This window comes from Aestuariimicrobium soli, assembly GCF_051192575.1.
Classification (GTDB): Bacteria; Actinomycetota; Actinomycetes; order Propionibacteriales; family Propionibacteriaceae; genus Aestuariimicrobium; species Aestuariimicrobium soli.
This window is the reverse complement of sequence record NZ_JBPJSQ010000007.1, coordinates 97,459-114,797: the sequence shown is the minus strand read 5'-3', so window position 1 is coordinate 114,797 and position 17,339 is coordinate 97,459. Positions and strand designations below refer to the sequence as shown.

At 69.7% G+C, this 17,339-nt stretch carries 15 protein-coding genes and 1 tRNA gene; all 16 read right to left on the bottom strand.

The window, feature by feature from the left end; translation table 11 throughout:
- Window positions 1-20: 20 nt before the first annotated feature.
- The 16 genes from ACSDQ9_RS09955 to glmU all read right to left on the bottom strand — a co-directional run bounded on the left by ACSDQ9_RS09955 (window position 21) and on the right by glmU (window position 17,028).
- Entirely contained in the window at window positions 21-1,406 is a 1,386-nt protein-coding gene (locus tag ACSDQ9_RS09955) for a cation:proton antiporter (protein ID WP_435146562.1), read from the bottom strand.
- A 32-nt stretch (window positions 1,407-1,438) separates the two neighbouring features.
- Window positions 1,439-1,512: transfer RNA gene (locus tag ACSDQ9_RS09950), tRNA-Leu, on the bottom strand.
- A gap of 14 nt (window positions 1,513-1,526) precedes the next feature.
- On the bottom strand, window positions 1,527-2,447 hold the full coding sequence (locus ACSDQ9_RS09945) for a Ppx/GppA phosphatase family protein (protein ID WP_435146560.1): 921 nt from the start codon (window positions 2,445-2,447) through the stop codon (window positions 1,527-1,529).
- Window positions 2,444-2,953, bottom strand: coding sequence for a DUF501 domain-containing protein (locus ACSDQ9_RS09940; RefSeq protein ID WP_435146853.1), 510 nt, complete (start codon window positions 2,951-2,953; stop codon window positions 2,444-2,446). Before ACSDQ9_RS09940 ends, ACSDQ9_RS09945 begins: the two co-directional genes overlap by 4 nt.
- 142 nt (window positions 2,954-3,095) lie before the next feature.
- Window positions 3,096-3,818 (bottom strand): FtsB family cell division protein, encoded by a 723-nt coding sequence (locus ACSDQ9_RS09935; RefSeq protein WP_435146558.1) that lies wholly within the window; start codon window positions 3,816-3,818, stop codon window positions 3,096-3,098.
- Window positions 3,819-3,977: 159 nt separating this feature from the next.
- The gene (gene eno, locus ACSDQ9_RS09930; protein ID WP_435146556.1) at window positions 3,978-5,258 is read right to left on the bottom strand and encodes a phosphopyruvate hydratase; all 1,281 of its coding nucleotides are present in this window, start codon (window positions 5,256-5,258) and stop codon (window positions 3,978-3,980) included.
- Window positions 5,259-5,372: 114 nt separating this feature from the next.
- Window positions 5,373-6,383, bottom strand: a complete 1,011-nt coding sequence (locus tag ACSDQ9_RS09925; protein WP_435146554.1) for an LLM class flavin-dependent oxidoreductase — start codon at window positions 6,381-6,383, stop codon at window positions 5,373-5,375.
- A 128-nt stretch (window positions 6,384-6,511) separates the two neighbouring features.
- A complete protein-coding gene (locus ACSDQ9_RS09920; RefSeq protein WP_435146851.1) occupies window positions 6,512-7,105 on the bottom strand; it encodes a nucleoside triphosphate pyrophosphohydrolase in 594 nt (197 codons plus the stop codon).
- 41 nt (window positions 7,106-7,146) lie between these two features.
- On the bottom strand, window positions 7,147-7,674 hold the full coding sequence (locus ACSDQ9_RS09915) for a hypothetical protein (RefSeq protein ID WP_435146552.1): 528 nt from the start codon (window positions 7,672-7,674) through the stop codon (window positions 7,147-7,149).
- An 85-nt stretch (window positions 7,675-7,759) separates the two neighbouring features.
- On the bottom strand, window positions 7,760-11,410 hold the full coding sequence (gene mfd / locus ACSDQ9_RS09910; protein ID WP_435146551.1) for a transcription-repair coupling factor: 3,651 nt from the start codon (window positions 11,408-11,410) through the stop codon (window positions 7,760-7,762).
- A 32-nt stretch (window positions 11,411-11,442) separates the two neighbouring features.
- Window positions 11,443-11,805 carry a hypothetical protein gene (locus tag ACSDQ9_RS09905; RefSeq protein WP_435146549.1) on the bottom strand — a complete coding sequence of 121 codons (363 nt, stop codon included), beginning with the start codon at window positions 11,803-11,805 and terminating at the stop codon, window positions 11,443-11,445.
- A 43-nt stretch (window positions 11,806-11,848) separates the two neighbouring features.
- The gene (gene pth, locus ACSDQ9_RS09900) at window positions 11,849-12,451 is read right to left on the bottom strand and encodes an aminoacyl-tRNA hydrolase (RefSeq protein WP_435146547.1); all 603 of its coding nucleotides are present in this window, start codon (window positions 12,449-12,451) and stop codon (window positions 11,849-11,851) included.
- 23 nt (window positions 12,452-12,474) lie between these two features.
- Entirely contained in the window at window positions 12,475-13,146 is a 672-nt protein-coding gene (locus ACSDQ9_RS09895; RefSeq protein ID WP_435146545.1) for a 50S ribosomal protein L25/general stress protein Ctc, read from the bottom strand.
- 236 nt (window positions 13,147-13,382) lie between these two features.
- The gene (locus tag ACSDQ9_RS09890) at window positions 13,383-14,450 is read right to left on the bottom strand and encodes a glycoside hydrolase family 130 protein (protein ID WP_435146543.1); all 1,068 of its coding nucleotides are present in this window, start codon (window positions 14,448-14,450) and stop codon (window positions 13,383-13,385) included.
- Window positions 14,450-15,427, bottom strand: a complete 978-nt coding sequence (locus ACSDQ9_RS09885; protein WP_435146541.1) for a ribose-phosphate diphosphokinase — start codon at window positions 15,425-15,427, stop codon at window positions 14,450-14,452. Before ACSDQ9_RS09885 ends, ACSDQ9_RS09890 begins: the two co-directional genes overlap by 1 nt.
- Window positions 15,424-17,028 carry a bifunctional UDP-N-acetylglucosamine diphosphorylase/glucosamine-1-phosphate N-acetyltransferase GlmU gene (glmU, locus tag ACSDQ9_RS09880; protein WP_435146539.1) on the bottom strand — a complete coding sequence of 535 codons (1,605 nt, stop codon included), beginning with the start codon at window positions 17,026-17,028 and terminating at the stop codon, window positions 15,424-15,426. Before glmU ends, ACSDQ9_RS09885 begins: the two co-directional genes overlap by 4 nt.
- Window positions 17,029-17,339: the final 311 nt, after the last annotated feature.

The following is a 17,339-nucleotide window of genomic DNA, read 5'->3' as shown; positions in this document are numbered from 1 at the left end:
GGCCCGCCGGCGGGGGCCAGTCATCCGAGCAACCACCCGACGGTGCCACCCTGCACCAGCAGCGACCCCGTGGCGACGGCGAACGCGATCAGCACCAACACCGAGCGCTGGGGGGTGTCGTCGGGCAGCGTCTGGGCGGCGGCCACTGTCACCGCGCCACGCATGCCGGCCCAGACGACCACCAGACCCTCGCGCCAGCCGAGCGGTGCGCCCAGGAAGTAGTCGATGTCGGCCAGCGAGCGCCGAATGCGGGTGGTGAACCGGTCGAGATCGCCCTCGTGGGTGACCCGGCGGGACGCCGGCCCTCGTCCGCGGCGATCGTTCAATCGGTCGACGGCGCGCTGCCGACCCTCGGGAGTCTGCAGGCGCTCGTGCAGGTGCTCCATGCGCGGCCGCATGCCGACCACGCGCCGCGCCGAGGCCGCCAGCACGGCGAGCAATGGGGCCACGTAGGCGGCCCGCACGACCACGGTCACCACCAGCGCCAGCGCCGCCAACCCGAGCGCCATGCCCAGCCCGGCATGCTCGTGGTGCACCGCCTCGACCACCGACTTGAGCTGCAGACCCATGGTGAGGAAGACGATGCCCTCGAGCACCAGTTCGAGGGTGTGCCAGTTCTGCGAGTCGGACGAACGGTGCTGCGGCGGCAGCGTGCGTGGAGCGCGACGTCCGGTGACCAGACCGGCCACCACCGCGGCCACCAGACCGGAGGCCTGCAACAGGTCGGCGGGGATGGATGCCAGGAACGGAACCGTGAACGAGAGCACGGTGTTCACCGCCGGGTTCGTCACCCGTGAGCGCACGGCAAGGTTGCCGAAGCCGACCGCCAGCCCGATCACCAGCGCCACCACCACCGACCAGACGAACGATCCGACGGCGCCCCAGAACGAGAAGGTGGCCGCCGTGGCGACGATGGCGGTGCGCAGCAGCACCAGCGCGGTCGCGTCGTTGAGCAGGCTCTCGCCCTCGAGCAGGGCGATCACCCGCTTCGAGACCGTGGTGCCCTTCACGATCGAGGTGGCCACGGCGTCGGTCGGGCTCAGAATCGCGCCGAGCGCCACTCCCCAGGCGAACCCGACCTCGGGCAGCAGCCGCCAGAAGAGCAGTCCCAACCCGAGCGAGCAGACCACCACCAGCACCACCGACAGCCCCGAGATCGCCCCGAACTCGCGTCGGAAGTTCATCGACGGCATCGACACCGCCGACGAGTACAGCAGGGGCGGCAGCAGGCCGGCGAGCACCCATTCGGGGTCGATGTGCACGTCGGCGAACACCTCGAGAAAGCTGGCCGCGACCCCGACGACCACCAGCAGCAGCGGTGAGGCGACACCGAAGCGGGGCCCGAGCAGGGTGGCGCCGGCGATCACCAGCAGGGCCGCCACCACCAGCACCAGCAGTTCCACCATGCCCTCCGATCGGGCGGCGAAACGCCCAGCAGTGCCCCCGACGGGATTCGAACCCGTACTCGGGCGGGTTTAAGCCGCCTGCCTCTGCCAGTTGGGCCACGGGGGCAGATCGTGGTGCGGTCAGGCCAACAGGTCGGCCGCGATCCCGTCAAGAATGTCAGATTCGCTCACCACGAGCGGCACCTCGAGTCGGCGGGCGATCTCGGCCAGGATCAGCCCCCCGGCACAGATGATCTCGGCCCGCTGCGGGTGCATCGAGGGTTCCTGGCTCACCTGGTCGACGGACGAGGACAGCCATCGCCGACTGATCGTCTCGATGGTGTCGTGGTCGAGGGTGTGGTGGTGCACCAGGGTGCGGTCGTAGGCGGGCAACGCCAGGTCGACACCGGCCATGGTGGTCACCGTGCCGGCCACGCCCACCCAGGTGCGGATGCCGTCGAGGGGCACCGTGCTCGCGTCGAGCAGGGCGTTCACGTGGGCGCGGGCGGCGGCCACCTGGTCGGGCGTGGGTGGATCGTCGAGCAGGAATCGCTCGCGCACACGGACGGCGCCGATGTCGAGTGACTGGGCGGCCTCGATCGCGGGGGTCGGCTCGGCGACGGTGCCGCGGATGAGCTCGGTGGAGCCGCCGCCGATGTCGATCACCAGCACGGGGTCGGCGGCGTCGCGAATACCGGCGGCCGCACCGGCGAAGCTGAGCGTCGCCTCTTCGGTGCCCGAGATGATGTCGGGACGCACCCCGAATCGCTGCTCCACTCCGGCGAAGAAGTCCTCGCGATTGCGGGCATCGCGGGCGGCCGAGGTGGCCACGAAGCGCAGCCGGTCGACGCTGCCGAGGGACTCCAGCTGGGCGGCATAGTCGTCGCACGCGGCGAAGGTGCGGGCCAACGCGTCGGGGTGGAACTCGCCCGTCGCGTCGACCCCCTGACCGAGGCGGACGATGGTGGTGCGGCGCGCGAGCTTGGTGACACCGTCGGCACTGCTCTCGAGCACCAGCAGGCGGATCGAGTTGGTGCCGCAGTCGATGGCGGCGACCCTCATCGCTGATCCCCCTCGGGGCCACCGGCGAGGGTGTCGGGAGTGTGGCGCTCGAAGAAGTCCTCGAGGCGGGCGACGGCCTCGTCCCCCAGCAGGTTCACGCCCTCCCCCTTGGCGAGTGCGTGAGCGACCAGCACGTGCAGGCACTTGACGCGGGTGGGCATGCCGCCGGCGGAGATGCCGCGAATCTCGGGCACGTCACCCAGGCTCTCCCGGTCGGCCAGGTACGACTCGTGGGCACGGCGGTAGTTGGCGGCCAGCGCTTCGTCGGTCGTCAGCCGCTCCGACATGTCGGCCATCAGTCCGCTGGCCTCGAGGGTGCCGATCGCCGAGGCCAGCTTCGGGCAGGTGAGGTAATAGGTGGTGGGGAACGGGGTGCCGTTCGGCAGCCGGGGTTCGGTGGCGACCACCCCGGGCAGGCCGCAGGTGCAGCGCCAGGCGATGCCGACGACCCCGCGGGGTTCGCGCCCCAGCTGCTCGGTCACGGCGGCACGGTCGTCCTCAGTCATGGGCTCCACGCCCAGCGGCAGGGGCTGGTCCCCCACCCGGTCGATGTCACGGGGTTCTGGCACGGCCGCCATTCTGCCATTGCCGCATCGATGGTGCGTGGGGCGGGCAGGGCGTCCGGTGGCGCGGGTGCACCCGCCGGCCTCACCGGCGCGGGGTCGGCGTGGGGGTCGGCTGGTCGGTGGGCTTGATGGTGGTCGGAGCCGTCGGGGTCGCCTCGCCCTCCTTGGGGGCCGGCTGGTCCGCGGCCTTGATCGACCCCGTCAGGCGTTCCCACCAGACCTGGGCGTGTTCGTCCGACGGCAGGGCGCCCTCGGTGTCGATCTGGGCTCCCCCACCCAGGGGCTTGCCGTCGGGGCCGATGACGCGGTAGCCGGTCTCACCGGGCACCACCCAGCCAAGGCGGCTGCGGGCCTGCGCCCTGACGTAGTTGGGGTCGTTCCAGCGCTTGATCTCGTCCTGCAGGGAACCGATGCTCGACTGCCGCTCCGCGATCTGCTGGCGGGCGACGGCGATCTCGCGCTCCTGACGCAGGTAGACGCTGAGGCTCGAGGCATAGGGAATCGCCAGCATGGCCAGCACCACGCCGACGGCGAGCAAGCGCTGCAACCAGCCCAAACCCATCAGTCGGCGGACGAAGGTTCCCGGACGCGGAGCGGCCGCCTGCTGGGCGCTGCCCCGGGGCGGCGTGGGACGTTCCGTCGCGCTGGTGGCCGAACTCGCGGACGAGGGTGCCCCCTGACTGCCGCCTGCCCGCGCCCGCTGGCCGCGCCTGCTGGCCGCGCGGGCGCGGGGGGTGTCACCCGAGCGCCCGGTACCGCGGGTCGTCGAGGCGCGCGAGGAACGGGGCGTGGGGGAAGGACTCACCCCGCCAGTGTGCCTCATCGTCCGGGCGGCCCCGAGGAGGCCGCACCGGCACCGGCCGGACTGCCCCTGGCTGCAAACCACGGCCGGGCACGCAGAAGGGGGACGAGGCCAGGCCTCGTCCCCCTCACGCGTTCAGCTCAGCTGAAGCTCCTGAACCCCTCAGCCCTTGAAGCGGGGAAAGGCCTTGGCACCGGCATAGGTGGCGGCGTCGTCCAGATCCTGCTCGATGCGCAGCAACTGGTTGTACTTGGCCACGCGCTCGGTGCGAGCCGGGGCGCCCGACTTGATCTGGCCACAGCTCAGGGCGACGGCCAGGTCGGCGATGGTGACGTCCTCGGTCTCACCCGAACGGTGGCTCATCATCGTGGTGAAGCCGTTGCGGTGGGCCAGGTTCACGGCGTCGATGGTCTCGGTCAGCGAACCGATCTGGTTCACCTTCACCAGCATCGAGTTGGCGGCCTTCTCGTCGATGCCGCGCTGCAGGCGGGTGACGTTGGTGACGAACAGGTCGTCGCCGACCAGCTGCACCTTCTCGCCGAGGGCGGCGTTCATCTTGGCCCAGCCCTCCCAGTCCTCCTCGTTCAGGGGATCCTCGATCGAGACCAGCGGGTAGTTGTCGACCAGCTCGGAGTAGTAGGCGATCATCTCGTCCGAGGACTTCTTGGCGCCCTCGAAGTTGTACGAACCGTCCTCGAAGAACTCCGATGCGGCGACGTCGAGCGCGAGCGCGACCTCCTTGCCGGGGGTGTAACCGGCGCCCTTGATGGCCTCGACGATCAGGTCGAGCGCGGCGCGGTTCGACTCCAGGTTGGGGGCGAACCCGCCCTCGTCGCCCAGACCGGTGGCCAGACCCTTCGACTTCAGCACGCTCTTGAGGTTGTGGTAGACCTCGGCGCCGATGCGCACGGCCTCGGCGAAGCTCTCGGCGCCGATCGGGGCGATCATGAACTCCTGGATGTCGACGTTGGAGTCGGCGTGCGACCCACCGTTGAGGATGTTCATCATCGGCACGGGCAGCACGTTGGCGGTGGGGCCACCCAGGTACTTGTAGAGGGGCAGGTCGGCCGAGTCGGCGGCGGCGTGGGCCACGGCCAGCGAGACGCCGAGAATGGCGTTGGCGCCGAGCTTGCCCTTGTTGTCGGTGCCGTCGAGTTCGAGCATGGCCTGGTCGATGCTGCGCTGGTCGGCGGCATCGAATCCGAGCACCTCTTCGGCCAGCGTCTCGGTGACGTTGTCGACGGCCTTGGTGGCGCCCTTGCCGAGGTAGCGCGCCTTGTCCCCGTCGCGCAGCTCGACGGCCTCGAAGGCACCGGTCGACGCGCCGGAGGGAACAGCGGCGCGGCCCTGCGCGCCGTCTTCAAGGATGACCTCGACCTCGACGGTCGGGTTGCCACGGGAGTCGAGGATCTCGCGAGCGTGGACGAATTCGATAAGCGCCATGTGGGCTCAACCTTTCACAGATGGTGTGGTCACGGCTGAGCCTACCGCTGGCCCCTCCTGAACCGCGCGGGCGGGTGCCACGTGGTCACCATGAGTTCACCAGCCGTTCCTCCCTCAGGCCTGCCAGCGCTTCTGGAACTCGGTGAACGCGTCGATCTTGGTCTGCGGGTCGTAGGTCGTGGCGGTCAGCATCAGTTCCTGCACCCCACAGGCCCGGACGAGGTCGCCGACCCGCTCGACCACGTCGTCATGGCTGCCCACGAACTTGGTGGCCGGCATCTGGCTCAGCATCATCTCGTCGAGCTGGGTGAGGTGGCGCGACTGGGCCTCCTCGGGCGTGACGATCGGCTCGCGGGCGTTGCTGCGAATGCCCAGCCACATCACCCGGGCCGGGCCGGCGAGATATTCCGCCTCCTCCTCGGTCTCTGCCGAGATCACCGAGGTGCAGATCATCGCGTGCGGTTCGGCAAGCGCCGGCGACGGCTCGAACCGCGACCGGTAGGCCTCGAACACGGTGGTCGGATTCAGCCCCCCGAAATGATGGGCGTAGCAGTAGCGCAGCCCCAGCATGCCCGCCAGTTGCGCCGAGTAGGCGGACGAACCGAGCAGCCACACCTCGGGAGTGCCAGCGCCGACAGGGGTGGCGGCGAGCCGCTCGACCAGCGGGTCACCCTCGAGGCGGTTGTCGCCCAGCCAGGCCATCACCTGCAGCACATGGTTGGGGAAGTCCTCGACGGAGAGGCCGTCGGGTGAGCGCCGCAGCGCGCTGGCGGTGACCTGATCGGTGCCGGGGGCTCGTCCGATACCCAGGTCGATGCGCCCGGGGTGCAGCGCCTCGAGCAGCGCGAACTGTTCGGCGACCACCAACGGCGCATGGTTGGGCAGCATCACGCCACCGGAGCCGATCTTGATGCGCTCGGTGCGGGCCGCGAGCGCGGCGATCAGCACCGGCGGCGTGGTGGAGGCGACGCTGACCATGTTGTGGTGCTCGGCCACCCAGAACCGCTCGAACCCGGCGCCGTCGAGGGCCTGGGCGACGCGGATGCTGCCGGCAAGGGCGTCGGCGGAGGTCTGACCGGCCGAGACGCTGGCCAGGTCGAGGGCGGAGAGCGGGAGCGCGGTCATGGTTCGACGCTACTGCCGTGTCCCGTGGGGGTGGGCATGGGTTCGCTGACCGCGGAGTGCTCGGCATCCCTCAGTCGCCGCTGGTCGAGTAGGAGCGAGGAACGAGCGACGACGAAAGTTGGGTCGCGCTACTCGACCGACGATCGGGGTGACTCGGCCTCGCGGACCCGGGCCTCCAGGGCCCTCAGCGCGTCCCGGGTCGCCTGATCGGCGTCGACGCCACTGGCCTGCGCCCGCAGCACCAGCGCAACGATGCCCTCGCCCACTTCGTCCGCGGTGACCGGCTCGTCCGGCAGCTCGATGGGCACGTGATGATTGCGGGCTCGGGAGGCCACCTTGGTGGTGCGCGCGATCGCCGACAGCGACTCGGCGATCCCCTCCAGTGCCGACGACCGACCCTTCTCGGCGCGCTTGCGTGCCTCCCAGGTGGCGTGCAGGTCGGCGGGCACGTCGTCGCCGGCAAAGACGTGCGGGTGGCGGGCGATCAGCTTGTCGCTGATGCCGCGGGCGACGTCGTCCAACCCGAAACGCCCCTCCTCCGCCGCGATCTGGGCGTGGAAGTAGACCTGCAGCAACAGGTCGCCCAGTTCCTCGCGCAGGTCGGCGTCGTCTCCGGCCTCGATGGCGTCGACCACCTCACCCGTCTCCTCGACCAGGTAGGTGACCAGACTCCGGTGGGTCTGCTCGCGATCCCAGGGGCAGTCGCGGCGCAGCCTGGCCATCACCTCGACCAGGCGCAGCAGCTGCGACTGCGGAGCCTCGCTCACTGGCCCGTGGACGAACCGAAGACCCGACCCAGCGACGACATCGATCCCGACCGGGCGACGATCTCGGTCTTGGACGAGTTCACGCCGCCGACCGCGGGATTGACCGACACCTCGACATTCTTGAGCAGCTCGGCGGTCTTGTCGGCCCCCAGCTTCTCGGTGAGCAGGCGCGCCCGCAGCACCCCCTTCAGGGCATCGCGGCACTCCCCCGTCAGCTGAGCGGTGCCCAAGCTGTCGAGGCTGGCATCAACGTCCGACTCGGCCACCGTGGTGCCGCTGGCCGACAGCACGCGCGACACCGCCGCGCCGTACAGCCCATTGGCGACCACCGACCGCACGTCGGCCTCCGAGTCGTTCGGGAAGGCGGGCAGGCAGTCCCGGGCCGCGGTGTCGAGCTGGCTGATCGAGACCGTCTGGTCGCCGACGGTGAAGGCCGCCGACGGCGCCTGACCGCACCCGGCCAGCAGCGCGGCCGCGGCCCCCGCCACCAGCATCGTCCGAACCGACAACACCCTGCTGCTCAACACCCTGTTCCTCAACGCAATCACCCGGCCACCCTACCCAGCCCCGAGACCCAGTCCCGACAAGCGCGCTCCCCACCGAGATCGGTCAGCCGGCGACCGCCGGGGCGGGGGCATAGATCAGGTCGATGAACGTCGATGCCCACTCGAGCAGGTCGCGGTCCTCGATCAACGTGCCCGTCACCGACTCCGTGCGCGGACGAGGCACCAGGATCACGTTCTGCTCGGGCTTGTACTTGGCACCGGGATACATCCGCTGCAGGCGCACCAGCCGCGAATCGGGAATGTCGGCGGGGGTGAACCTGATGTAGGGCCCCTGCGCCACCACCTCGTTGACCCCGACCTCCTGGCAACGCAGCCGGAACCGGGCCACCTCGAGCAGCGCCTCGACGGGCGCCCCATACTCGCCGTAGCGGTCGACCAGTTCGGACGAGACCTCGGCGATGTCATCGGACGAGGCCACCTCGGCCAGCCGCTTGTACATCTCCAGCCGCAACCGCTCCGACTCCACGTAGTCGACCGGCAGGTGGGCGTCGATGGGCAACTCGATGCGCATCTCAGGTTCCTCGGCCACATCTTCACCGCGATACATCGCCACGGCCTCGCCGACCAGCCGGATGTAGAGGTCGAAGCCGACGTCGGCGATGTGCCCCGACTGCTCGCCGCCCAGCAGGTTGCCGGCGCCGCGAATCTCAAGGTCCTTCATCGCGATCGACATGCCCGCCCCCAGATCGGTGTGCGCGGCCATGGTGGCGAGCCGGTCGTGGGCGGCCTCGGTCAGCGGCTTGTCGGGCGGATACAGGAAGTAGGCGTAGCCGCGTTCGCGGGAGCGGCCCACTCGTCCGCGAATCTGGTGCAACTGCGACAGGCCCAACAGGTCGGCACGGTCGATGATCAGAGTGTTCGCGGTCGAGATGTCGAGCCCGGCCTCGACGATGGTGGTGCAGACGAGCACGTCGGCGCGACGCTCCCAGAAGTCCTGCATCACCTGCTCGAGGCGGGTCTCGCCCATCTGTCCGTGCGCGGTGGCGACGCGGGCCTCGGGCACGAGTTCGCGAATCCGCTTGGCCGTCTTCTCGATCGACTGCACCCGGTTGTGCAGGAAGAAGACCTGTCCCTCGCGGGCCAGCTCGCGTCGGATGGCGGCCACCACCTGCCCCTCGTCGTAGGGACCGGCGAAGGTGAGCACGGGGTGGCGTTCCTCCGGCGGGGTGGCGATCACGCTCATCTCGCGCAACCCGGTGATCGACATCTCGAGCGTGCGCGGAATCGGCGTGGCCGACATCGACAGCACGTCGACATTGAGGCGCAGCTTCTTCAGCGCCTCCTTGTGCTCGACCCCGAAGCGTTGCTCCTCGTCGATGATCACCAGACCGAGGTCCTTGAACTCGATCTCGGAGCCGAACAGCCGGTGGGTGCCGACGACCACGTCGACCTTGCCGCTCTTGAGACCCTCGCGGACGGCCTTGGCCTCGCCGTCGGACTGGAAGCGCGACAGCGCCTGCACGTTCACCGGGAACCCGGCGTAGCGGTCGATGAAGGTCTGGGTGTGCTGGGTCACCAACAGCGTGGTGGGGACGAGCACGGCCACCTGCTTGCCGTCCTGCACGGCCTTGAAGGCGGCCCGCACGGCGATCTCGGTCTTGCCGTAGCCGACGTCACCGCAGACCAGGCGGTCCATGGGGACGATCCGCTCCATGTCGGTCTTCACCTCGGCCAACGTTCCCAACTGGTCGGGGGTCTCGACGTAGGCGAAGTTGTCCTCGAGCTCACGTTGCCACTGGGTGTCGGCCGAGAACGCGTGGCCCCGGCTGGCCTGCCGGGCGGCGTAGAGCTTGATCAACTCGGCGGCGATCTCGCGCACCGCCTTGCGGGCCCGCGTCTTGCGGGCACGCCAGTCGGCGCCACCCATGCGGTCGAGGGCGGGCGACTCCCCGCCGACGTAGCGGGTGACCAGGTCGAGCTGGTCCATGGGCACGTACAGCCGGTCGCCGGGCTGGCCGCGCTTCGAGGGCGCGTACTCGATCACCAGGTACTCGCGCGTCGAGCCGCCGGCGGTGCGGGTGACCATCTCGACGTAGCGACCGACCCCGTGACTCTCGTGGACGATCGGATCGCCGGCCTTCAGCTCGAGCGGCTCGATCTGGTTCTTGCGGCGACTGGGCATGCGCCGCTGCGACTTGTCGGCGACCTGCTGGGCAGCGAGGTCGCCCGTGGTGAACAGGGCGAGCCGCAGCTTCTCGGCCCGGAAGCCGTGGCGCTGCTGGGCGGCCACGATGGTCACCAGACCCGTCTGCGGGGCCTCGTCCAGTTGTTCGACGACGGTGGCAGGCAGCTCGTGCTCGCGGAGCACCTCGGCCATGCGCTGGCCGAGGCCGGGCCCGTCGACGGTGAGCACGACGCGCCAGCCCTCGCCGACGGTGTGCTTCATCGCCAGTACCGCGGCCTCGACGTCACCGCGCCAGGGGTCGATCGCCTCGATGTCGAGGGTGATCGACTCGACGTGGTCGGCGCCGGTGTCGGACGAGTCCAGGGCGCTCGAGAAGTCGATGATCGAGCCGTCCTCGGCATACACCGGCTCGTGCCCGGTCGCTTCGTCGGGGGGAGGGCCGGCGGCGAACGGCGACAGCGACCACCACGCCTGTCCGCGGTCGAGCGCGACCCTCCTGATCTCGGCGAGGTCACGGTAGGCGGACGAGCCCAGGTCGATCGGTGCGCGGCCGCCGCCGGCGGCCGCCGACCACCCAGCGTTGAGGAACTCGCGGCTCGTCTTGACCAGTTCGACCGCGCGGGTGCGCACCAGTTCGGGGTCGCTGACCAGCACCATCGCATCGGTCGGCAGCACCTCGACGAGCAGTTCGAGCCCGTCGACCAGCGCGGGGGTCAGCGCCTCCATGCCTTCGACGTAGTGCCCCTCCGAGAGCTTCTCGAGCATCTCGGACAGTTCGGGATGGTCGGGGATCAGCGCCTTGGCGCGCGCCCTGACGTCATCGGTGAGCAGCAGTTCGCGGCAGGGATCGGCCTGCAGAACCGGGAAGGTGTCGGCGGCCGAGCGCTGGTCGGCCACGGTGAAGCTGCGGATCTCTTCGACGGTGTCGCCGAAGAAGTCGACGCGCACCGGGTGTTCCGAGCGGGGCGGGAAGATGTCGACGATGCCACCGCGCACCGCGAACTCGCCGCGCCGCTCGACCAGGTCGACCCGGTTGTAGGCGGCGTCGACCAGGGCCTGGGCCAGGTCGCCGATCTCGATCTCGGCGCCGACGGTGAGGGTGACGGGTGCGATGTCGGCCAGCCCGGCGGTCTGGGGCTGCAGCACGGAACGAATGGGAGCCACCACCACCTTCGGGGCAGGCAGGTCGCCCTTCCCGGCGATGCGGCGGAGCACCTCGAGTCGGCGGCCCACGGTGTCGGAGCGGGGGCTCAGGCGCTCGTGCGGCAGTGTCTCCCAGGCCGGGAAGTAGGCGACCTCGTCGTCCGAGAGCCACGAGCCGAGGGTGGCGACCAACTCTTCGGCCTCGCGGAAGGTCGACGTGACCAGCAGCACCATGCGGTCGGCCTGGGTGGCCAGCAGGGCGGTGACCGCCGCGCGCGACGAGGCGGGGGTGGTGAGGTCGAGGGTGCTGCCGCGGCCCGGGCTGCCATCGGTGGAGGGTCGGGGCGCACGGCGGCGCGCCCGATCGAGGGCATGCGCCAGCCCCGGATCTGAAGCGAGAAGGTCAACCAGCCCGTGCAGAGTCACCGGACGAGCCTACCGCGGGGTGCGCCACACCCTCAGACCAAGCTCGTGCCCTTCTCGCCATCGACCAGGTCACGATCACCGAGCGATTCGGAGAGCACGCACTCGAAGGCGCCCGCATACGCCGGACCAATGCCGGGCGGAACCGACGATGGTCGGGGCCGTGGCGGCGCATCGGTGACCCAGAGCTTCACGGCCGTCTGCCCGTACTCCACCTGGCAGGCCAAGGGGATGGGGTCGGGAGTCGGCACGGAGATGGTGAGCGACCAGTGCAGATCGTCGGCACCCTGGGTCGCGGACAGAATCGCGTGCGTCTCGTAGGGATAGGGCTCTGCCGCCGGCGAGCACCCCGCCAGCAGGGCAGCGACGAGCAGCGCCATCGCCACACGCTTCTTCATGACCAGACGGTACCTCCGCCCGGCCCCGGCCACCCAACGAACGTCAGCGATTGAAGAGGTTCTGGGCGCGCTCCAGCCCCTGCCGGAGCAGCGCCTCGACGGCCTCGACGACCCTGGTCGTCTCGACCGCATAGTCCTCGCGAAGCTTCGCCGGGATGGGCGACAGCACGTAATCGGCCGTGGGCTGCTGACCCGGCGGTCGTCCGATGCCGTAGCGCACCCGGAAGTAATCGCCGGTGCCCAGGTGCGCGCGAATCGACTTCAGACCGTTGTGGCCGTTGTCGCCGCCGCCGAACTTCATGCGCAGGGTGCCGAAGTCGAGATCCAACTCGTCGTGGATCACGACAATGTGATCGGGTGCCACCTTGTGGAAGTCGGCCAGCTTGCGCACCGCCTTGCCCGAGTCATTCATGAACGTGCGCGGCTTGGCCAGCACCACGGACGAGGCCTCAGCCCCCGGTACTCCCCACCCCGCGGACGACAGGCGGGTCGTCCCGACGTCGGCGTGCATGCCCCGGGGGGCAGACAGCGACACCCGGCCGACGCGGGCGATCTCGTCAATGACGAAGAAGCCGACGTTGTGCCGGGTGTGGGCGTAGGTCGGGCCCGGGTTTCCGAGCCCGACCAGCAGCCAGGTGGTGTTCACTGTCGCGGAGTGAGCCGCAGCGCTCAGGCGTCCTCGCCCTCGGCGGGAGCCTCGGCGTCGCCCTCGGCGGCCTCGTCACCCGCGGGGGCCTCGTCCTCGGCGCCGGCACCGGTCTCTTCCTCGGACTCGGCGATCTCGGCGTCCAGAGCCTCCTGCGAGATCTGCTGGGTCACGTTGACGACCAAGGTCTCGGGATCGACGTCGGTGGTGACGCCCTGGGGCAGCTTCAGGTCGGAGACGAGCACCTGCGTGCCGGCCTCGAGGCCCTCGATCGAGACGACGATCTCGTTGGGGATGTGGGTGGCCTCGGCGTGCACCGACAGCGAGGTGATGTCGACGACCACGACGGTCTCGGGACCGGCCTCACCCTCGGTGACGACGGGAACGTCGACGACGACCTTCTCGCCGCGCTTCACGATGACCAGGTCGACGTGCTCGATGAAGCCCTTGATGGGATCACGCTGAACCTGCTTGGGCAGGGCGAGCTGGCTCTTGGCGCCGTCGATGGCGATGTCGAGCAGGGCGTTGGCCTGACGCAGGGCGAGCAGGGTCTCGTGACCGGGCAGCGAGATGTGGACGGGGTCACCGCCGTGCCCGTAGATGACGGCGGGCACCTTGCCGGCGCGACGCAGGCGACGCGAGGCGCCCTTGCCGAACTCGGAACGGGCCTCGGCGGCGAGCTTGATTTCAGCCATGTGTTGGTCTCCTCAACCTTGTGCAACGTGGTGGGCACCCAGCACGGTGCCCGATGTCTCGGCAGCAAGGGAGGTCAGCGTCATGCCTTCAGCATGCAGATGTCGATCACGGACGCCCACGTCCCTCGCCAAGCAGCCTGACGAGCTTACCCCGAAGCGGGCGGCGGTGGAAATCGGCGGGCTCCGTGGTCGCGACACGCTCGCTTCGCTCCCTACTCGACCGACGATGGGGTCGCCTACTCGACCGGGGTGCGCACCACTCGGGCGACGCCGATGGCCTCGTCGGCCATGCCGTAGAAGCAGAACAGCTCCTCGCCTCCCCCGGGCTGGGCCACGGGAACGATCGCCGTCGGGAAGACCACGTTCCCGACGATGCCGATGCGCTCCTCGTCGGTCTCAGGAGCGAGCAGCGGCTCCTCGGTGCGCGCCACCACCAGGGTCGGGTCGTCCGCGGAGAGAATCATGCCGCCGGCCGCATAGAAGACGTTCTTCTGCTGGTCGAAGCTCGAGCCAGCCATCGTGCCCGACACCCCGTGGTGCAGGAACAGCCAGCCCTCGGGCACCCGCACGGGCGGCGGACCACCGCCCACCTTGAGCACCTCCCAGTCACACTCGCTGGCGGCCAGCTGCCGATGCCCCCACGGACGCAGCAGCGCGCGCGGGTCGGCCAGCGCCGACTCGAGGTCGACGAAGCTGATCCAGATGGCGGCCCGGTCGTCCGTGACACCCGTCGGCAGGGTCGGCTCCTGGCCCTCGATCTCCCACATCGGTCGATGGATCAGCGCGAGACAGTCGCGGCCGTCGGGGCCCGGAACGGCCTCGGGGAACCAGACGATGTCTTTGTTCGGGAAGAGGTTGAGGTCGGTGCCCAGCGACTCCTCCCACGCGAACTGGATCGGCCCCCAGCGTTCCCAGGTCTGCAGGTCGGACGACACCAACAACGCCGGACGAGGCCCGAGCGGGCCATAGGCCACATAGGTCATCACCCACAGCGACAGCGGTTCGACGAAGGTCAACCGCGGGTCCTCCACTCCCCCGTGGTCGGAGCCGTGCTCCCAGCCCTGGTCGGGGGCGAGCAGTACGTCGTCCAACCGGAACCCGGTGGGCACCCCGTCGGTCACCTCGACCTCGCCGACGCCGATGCGCGAGCGGTTGCCCTCGGCGACCAGTCGGGGGTACATCAGCACTCGTCCGTCGGGGGTGACGGCCGCCGCCGGGTTGAGCACTCCCTCGACCTGGTGGGGGTCGTCGCGGTCGGGGCGCATGACGATGCCGACCCGCTCGAGGCGGTAGGGGAACCTCATCAGTGCAGGTCGCCGAACAGGCTGGTGACCGAACCGTCCTCGAAGACCTCGACGATGGCCTTGGCCAACAACGGAGCGATCGAGAGCACGGTCAACTTGTCGATGCGGTTCTCCTCGGCGATCGGCAGCGTGTTGGTGACGATCACCTCATCGAACTTCGACGACTTCAGTCGCTCGATGGCCGGGCCCGACAGCACCGGGTGGGTGGCCGCCGCGATCACGCGCGAGGCCCCCCGCTCGATCAGCGCCTCGGCGGCCTGGCAGATGGTTCCGGCGGTGTCGATCATGTCGTCGACCAGCAGGCAGGTCTTGCCCTCGACGTCGCCCACCACCTCGTGCACGGCCACGGTGTTGGCCTTGTTGGGGTCGCGGCGCTTGTGGATGATCGCCAGCGGGCAGTTGAGCTTGTCGGTCCACATGTCGGCCAGCCGCACGCGACCCGCGTCGGGCGAGACCACCACCATGTCGTCGACGGCGTACTTCTCGGCCACGTAGTCGGCCTGCACGGGCATGCCCCACAAGTGGTCGACGGGGCCGTCGAAGAAGCCCTGGATCTGGGCGGCGTGCAGGTCGACCGACATGATCCGGTCGGCACCGGCCGCCTTGTACAGGTCGGCCATCAGCCGGGCCGAGATGGGCTCTCGTCCGAGGTGCTTCTTGTCCTGCCGGGCGTACGGGTAGAACGGCGAGACGACCGTGATGCGCTTCGCCGAGGCGCGCTTGAGCGCGTCGACCATGATCAACTGCTCCATCATGGCCTCGTTGACCGGGGCGCTGTGGCTCTGGATGACGAACGCGTCGCAGCCGCGCACCGACTCCTCGAAGCGCACGTAGATCTCGGAGTTGGCGTAGGTGACCGACTTCGTGGGGGTCAACTCCACGCCGGCCAGTTCGGCGATCTCGGCGGCCAGCTCCGGGTAGGCGCTGCCCGCGAACAGCATCAGCAGCTTGTCATTGGGTCGCTTGCTGCCGCTCATGCCTGTCCATCCTCATTGCTCTGGTTGTCCGCGTTCTGGTTCGCAGCATTCTGGTTCTGGGCGTTCTGGCTCTGGGCGTTCTGGCTCTGGGCGTTCTGATTCGGGGCATTCAGTTCGTCCCGCTTGCCCGCGACCGCCCCATGCACCTGCCCGGACGACCCGCGCGCCGCCTCGTCCCACTTCGAACCCGGGCGCGTGCGTCCGATCCAGTTGGACGAGTTGTGCTGCCGCCCTCGGGCGACGGCCAGATCACCGGCGGGCACGTCCTCGGTGACGGCAGAACCGGCCGCGACGAAGGCGCCGTCGGCGATGTCGACCGGGGCGACCAGCACGGAATTGGAGCCGACGAAGGCGTTGCGGCCCACATGGCTCGGGGACTTGTTGACGCCGTCGTAGTTGGCGAAGATCGTGCCGGCGCCGATGTTGGCTCCCTCGTCGATGAACGCGTCACCGGCGTAGCTGAGGTGGGGCACCTTGGCCCCGGCGCCGATCTTGGCGTTCTTGGTCTCGACGAAGGTGCCGATCTTGCCCTTGGCCCCGAGCTCGGTGCCGGGACGCAGGTAGGCGAAGGGACCGACCTCGGCGTTCTCACCGATCACCGCGAGCGAGCCATGGGTGCGGATGACGTGCGCCCCGGCACCCACCTCGACGTCGATCAGCGTGGTGTCGGGCCCGACCACGGCGCCCTCACCGATGCTGGTGGCGCCCTCGAGCGAGGTGTTGCGCAGCAGGGTGACGTCGCGTTCCAGAGTGACGTCCTCCTGGATCCAGGTGGTGTCGGGGTCCTGCACCGTGACGCCGGCGCGCTGCCACTTCTCGACGATGCGGCGGTTGACCTCGCGGTTCATCTGGGCCAGCTGCACGCGGTCGTTGACACCCTCGGTCTGCCACAGATCGGTGATCTGGTGCACGCCCACCCGCTCGCCGCGCTCGTTGGCGATGCGGATGACGTCGGTCAGGTAGAGCTCGCCCTGGGCGTTGTCGGTGGTCAGGTTGGCCAACCCGTGCCGCAGCGTGGCCGCGTCGAAGACGTAGATGCCGGAGTTGATCTCGTCGACCTCGGCCTCCTCGGCGGAAGCGTCCTTCTGCTCGACGATCCGCACCACCTGGTCGCCGTTGCGGATGACCCGCCCGTAGCCGGTGGGGTTCGGAACCCGGGCGGTGAGCACGGTGACCTGGGCGGCCCCGGCGCGGTGGGAGGCCACCAGGTCGGCCAAGGTCTCGCCGGTCAGCATGGGCACGTCACCGTAGGTGACCACCACCTCGCCGGACAGCTCGCCGAGGTCAGCGAGGCCGCACTGCACGGCGTGGCCCGTGCCGTTCTGCTGGTCCTGCACGGCGGTCTGCACGTGCGGCGCGATCTCGTCGAGGTGCGCCAGCACCTGCTCGCGCTCGTGCCCGACCACCACCACCAGATGCTCGGGCGTGAGGTGCTGGGCCGCGGCCACGGCGTAGCTGAGCATGGTCTTGCCGGCGACCTCGTGCAGCAGCTTCGACTTGCTCGATTTCATGCGGGTGCCGCCGCCTGCGGCCAGCACGACCACGGCGGCGACGGGAGCGCCTGCCGTCGTGGTCTCCTCGGCGGATTCGTGGGTGGTCACGGTCGCTCCTCCACTGGTACCTGGCCCCGGAGCGGGGCCGCCATCGCACTCAGCCTATTGAGTTCGCACGACCGTCGCAGAATCGCCGGGCGCGCGGCCGCACCAAACCCTCAACCCATACCTGTGAGTATCTGAGAAAAAGTTGAGATTCCCTCAGCGTGTGCTTACGGTGGTGGGCGCCCCGAGGCCGTCCAGCCCCCCAGGCCGGCGACGGCCGCTCCCCCGAGCGGCCCGGGGCTCCGTGGTGACGGACGTCGCTGCGGTCGGCGCGGTCCGGTGTGCTCCTGAGCCACCAGCCGGATCTGATCGGG

What these genes read in the sequence shown, in the direction of transcription:
- ACSDQ9_RS09905 (WP_435146549.1), bottom strand. Translation starts at nt 11,805, where the DNA reads ATGAAGAAGCGTGTGGCGATGGCGCTGCTCGTCGCTGCCCTGCTGGCG.
- ACSDQ9_RS09925 (WP_435146554.1), bottom strand. Translation starts at nt 6,383, where the DNA reads ATGACCGCGCTCCCGCTCTCCGCCCTCGACCTGGCCAGCGTCTCGGCC.
- ACSDQ9_RS09940 (WP_435146853.1), bottom strand. Translation starts at nt 2,953, where the DNA reads ATGACTGAGGACGACCGTGCCGCCGTGACCGAGCAGCTGGGGCGCGAA.
- ACSDQ9_RS09895 (WP_435146545.1), bottom strand. Translation starts at nt 13,146, where the DNA reads ATGGCTGAAATCAAGCTCGCCGCCGAGGCCCGTTCCGAGTTCGGCAAG.
- ACSDQ9_RS09955 (WP_435146562.1), bottom strand. Translation starts at nt 1,406, where the DNA reads ATGGTGGAACTGCTGGTGCTGGTGGTGGCGGCCCTGCTGGTGATCGCC.
- ACSDQ9_RS09885 (WP_435146541.1), bottom strand. Translation starts at nt 15,427, where the DNA reads ATGAGCGGCAGCAAGCGACCCAATGACAAGCTGCTGATGCTGTTCGCG.
- ACSDQ9_RS09920 (WP_435146851.1), bottom strand. Translation starts at nt 7,105, where the DNA reads ATGGCCAGGCTGCGCCGCGACTGCCCCTGGGATCGCGAGCAGACCCAC.
- ACSDQ9_RS09890 (WP_435146543.1), bottom strand. Translation starts at nt 14,450, where the DNA reads ATGAGGTTCCCCTACCGCCTCGAGCGGGTCGGCATCGTCATGCGCCCC.
- ACSDQ9_RS09945 (WP_435146560.1), bottom strand. Translation starts at nt 2,447, where the DNA reads ATGAGGGTCGCCGCCATCGACTGCGGCACCAACTCGATCCGCCTGCTG.
- eno (WP_435146556.1), bottom strand. Translation starts at nt 5,258, where the DNA reads ATGGCGCTTATCGAATTCGTCCACGCTCGCGAGATCCTCGACTCCCGT.